Below are 3761 nucleotides of genomic sequence, written 5' to 3'. Positions count from 1 at the left end.
AGCCGCCCGGTCCCCCGGGCGGCTCGTGCGTGCGGCGCTCCTGTTTTCACGACCTGAGGAAAGCGCCCCCACACGTGCGAGGGCGGGCGCTCACCCGCGCGCGACCACGTACGGGGCGATGCTGGAGAGCTTCTCGCAGGTCTCCTCGTACTCGCGCTCGGGCGTCGAAGCGGACACGATGCCGGCGCCGGCCCGCAGCCATGCCCGGTCGTTCTCGGCGTAGAGGGCACGCAGCACCAGGGCGGCGTCCATCGACCCGTCCTGCGAGACGGTCAGGACGGCGCCGGAGTAGAGCTCGCGGCGCTCCTCCAGCCGGGTGATCGCGTCGATCGCCTCCGGCTTGGGGATGCCGGAGGCGGTCACGCCGGGAAACAGCGTGTCGAGCGCGTCCCAGCAGGTGCGGCCGGGGGCCAGTTCGCCGCTGACACTGGAGCCCAGATGCTGCACGCTGCCGCGCTCCTTCACCGCCATGAAGCCGGTGACCCGGACCGTGTCGGGCACGCACACCCGATACAGCTCCTGCTGCGAGGTGCGCACCGAGACCGCGTGCTCGAAGATCTCCTTGGGGTCGCTCTCCAGTTCGTGGCGGGTCAGTGAGTCCGTGCTCTCCCCCCGGCCGAAGGCTCGCGTGCCGGCCAGTGGCTGGGTCGTGACCGTGCCGTGCCCGTCGACACTCGCCAGCACCTCGGGGCTGAACCCGGTGGCCTGGAAGCCGTCCAGGTCGAGGAGGAACGAGCGGGCCGGGGTGTTGGCGGCACGGCCGCACACGTACGTCGCGACGACGTCGACGGGGAACGGGATCGGCAGCCGGCGGGAGACGATGACCTTCTGGTAGAGCCCGGCGGTGATCTCGGAGATCGCCTGGGCGACCCGCGACCGGTAGTGGTCGCCGTCGGAGCGCACGTCGACCGGCGACGGTGCCGCGATCCGGGACGCGCCGGGGGCGGACAGCAGCTTGGCGACCCGCTCGGCCTCGCCGGCGTCGGCGCTCACCACCAGCGCGCGTCCCGCCTCGATGCGCACCTCGGTGCGAGGCACGATCAGATGGGCGAGCCGGCCCGCCGGGTCGCTCGCGGCGAACTCGAACGCGATCCAGCCGTAGGCGTTCCAGGCCGGCCAGGGGGCCGCGCCGAACACCGCCTCCAGTGCCGCGGCCGGCCGGCCCGACCAGGCCTCGTCCACGGAAGGCCCGTCCAGCCAGCGGCTGCGCACGACTCCGGGTTCGAGGATCACCTCGCCCGACACCCCGCCCGCGAAGGTCCACAGGCCCGGTCTTTCGTACACGGTGTAGTCGTCGAACAGCCCTGAGCCGGCCAGACGGGCGACCAGGTGCAGCGGATCGACCGGGCTGTCGACGACCACCTCCGTGCGCATCTCATCTGTACTGATGCCAAAGGACACAAGACCACCCCTCTGAGGGACCGGAAAATCCGATCAATTTAGGTAAGGCTAACCTTGTGCCGATTTAATAGGCAAGGCTAACCTAACCTTCAGGCGGGGCGGCTGTCTGGCCCCCGGACCCACAAAGAAAGAGTTGAGCGTGCGGGAACAGCAGGACGTCGCACGGCGGCGCGAACTGATGCGGCGGATGATGGCCGAGGCGGGGCTCAGCCCCGGCAGGGACCGGATCGTCCCACGCGGGTCCGGCGACCCCGCACCGCTGTCCTACGCGCAGCAGAGCATGTGGCTGCACCACCGGACGTTTCCCACCAGCCCGGCCTACAACGTCTGCCTGCTGGTGCACATGTCGGGTGAGCTCGACCCGGAGGCGCTGCGCGAGGCGCTGCGCGCCCTCATCCGCCGCCACGCGGTGCTGCGCACCGTCTACGACGACCATGACGAGAACGGGCCGGTGCAGCACGTCCTCGCCGACGACTCCCTCGACCTTCCGGTGCGCGACTGCGCCGACGCCGAGGCGCGCGCCGGGCGACTCGCGGCACTCCCCTTCGACCTGCGCGTCGAGAGGCCGATCCGGCTGGAACTGCTCCGGCTCGGCGCGCGGAGGTACGCCCTCGTCCTGGTCGTGCACCACATCGCCTGGGACGGCATGACCTGGGGTTCGCTCTCGCGCGACCTGTCGGCGATGTACCGGGCCGCCGTCCTGGGGGAGCCCGACGGTCTTCCCACGCTGACCGTCCAGTATCCGGACTTCGCCGCCTGGGAACAGGGCCGCCCGCACTCTCCAGAGGAGATGGACTACTGGCGGCGGCGCCTCGACCCGCCGCCCGCGCCCCTCGACCTGCCCGCCGACCGCCCGCGGGGCGCGACCGTCTCCGAGCGGGGCGGACGCCGGGCCCGCCGTTTCGACGACGCGGTCACCGAGGGGATGCGGAAGCTGGCCGCCGCTGAGAACGTCACCCCGTACATGGTGATGCTCGCCGCCCACGCGGTGCTGCTGCACCGCTACACCGGCGCCACCGACATCGCGATCGGCTCGGCGGTCATGAACCGCGAGCACACCGAGATCGAGCGGCTGGCCGGCAACTTCGGCAACACCCTCGTGCTCCGCACCGACCTGTCCGGCGCGCCCACCTTCCGCGAGGTCCTGCACCGGGTCCGTGACACCTGCACCGAGGGGTTCGCCCACCGGACGCTGCCGTACGACACGATCGTCCAGGAGCTGCGGCCCGCCCGGCAGCGCGGCAGGTCGCCGTTCTTCGACACTATGCTGCTCTTCCTCACCCAGGAGATCGGCGACCTGGACCTGCCGGGCGTCACCGCGAGCTGGACGCACATCCACAACGGCACCACCCACTTCGACCTGTCGCTTGAGGCATTCGTCAGGCCACAGGGCATGACCGTCGAGGCCACCTTCCGGCGCGAGCTGTTCGACGACGAGCGCGTCGACGCGCTCCTGGTCCACCTGGAGACGCTGCTTGAGAGCGCGCTGAGCCGCCCGGACCTGCGGATCGCCGACCTGGAGCTGCTCGGCGCGGACGAGCTGGCCCTGCTGGCGGAGTGGAACGACACCGCGTGTCCCGTCCAGGACACGACGGTGACCTCCCTGTTCGAGGAGCAGGTCGCGCGCACCCCGGACGCGGTCGCCGTCGAAGGTGGAATCGACGGTGGGGGCGACGGTGAGTCGGGCACGCTCACCTACGCGGAGCTGGACCGGCGGGCCTCGGGCCTCGCCCGGCTGCTGCGCGAGCGTGGCGCGGGACCTGGCCGGGTCGTCGCGCTGGCCCTGCCCCGTACCCCGGACCTGGTGGTCGCGCTGCTGGCCGTGCTGAAGTCCGGCGCCGCCTACCTGCCGCTGGACTCGGACCACCCGGCCGACCGGCTGGCCTACATGATCCAGGACGCGGACCCGCTCTGCGTGATCGCGACTCCGGAGACCGCCGCCCTCCTCCCGGAGGGAACCGCCGTGCTGACACCGTCCGGGCTGACACCGTCCGGGCTGACACCGTCCGGGGCGCTGCCCGAGCCGGAGCCGTCACACCCGGCCCGAGGCGGCGACCTGGCGTACGTCATCTACACCTCGGGCTCGACCGGCCGCCCCAAGGGCGTGGCCATCCCGCACTCCGCGCTCACCGCATTCCTGCTCACGATGCGGGAGCGCCTGGCCCTGGGCGCCGCCGACCGGCTCGTCGCGGTGACCACGATCGCCTTCGACATCGCGGCGCTGGAGCTGTACATACCGCTGATCAGCGGCGCGACCGTCGTGCTGGCCGGACGCGCGACCGTGCGCGACCCCGCGGCGCTGGGCGGCCTGCTCGCCGGGGCGACCATCGTCCAGGGCACCCCGTCGCTGCTGGGCTCGC

2 protein-coding genes are annotated in these 3761 nt (G+C 72.0%); one reads left to right on the top strand and one right to left on the bottom strand.

Going from position 1 to position 3761, the window contains the following annotated elements:
- Positions 1 to 90: 90 nt before the first annotated feature.
- Positions 91 to 1374 carry a salicylate synthase gene (locus tag ABZ260_RS48340; protein WP_355631950.1) on the bottom strand — a complete coding sequence of 428 codons (1284 nt, stop codon included), beginning with the start codon at positions 1372 to 1374 and terminating at the stop codon, positions 91 to 93.
- 166 nt (positions 1375 to 1540) lie between these two features.
- Here ABZ260_RS48340 and ABZ260_RS48335 point away from each other — a divergent pair.
- On the top strand, positions 1541 to 3761 hold a 2221-nt coding region (locus ABZ260_RS48335; RefSeq protein ID WP_355631947.1), incomplete at its 3' end, for a condensation domain-containing protein.

The organism is Streptosporangium sp. NPDC006013, assembly GCF_040614275.1.
Classification (GTDB): Bacteria; Actinomycetota; Actinomycetes; order Streptosporangiales; family Streptosporangiaceae; genus Streptosporangium.
The sequence above is the reverse complement of the archived record's forward strand: the minus strand, read 5'-3'. Positions and strand labels throughout refer to the sequence as shown.

Coding starts and splice junctions, on each gene's coding strand:
- ABZ260_RS48340 (WP_355631950.1), bottom strand. CDS start 1,374: ATGCGCACGGAGGTGGTCGTCGACAGCCCGGTCGATCCGCTGCACCTG.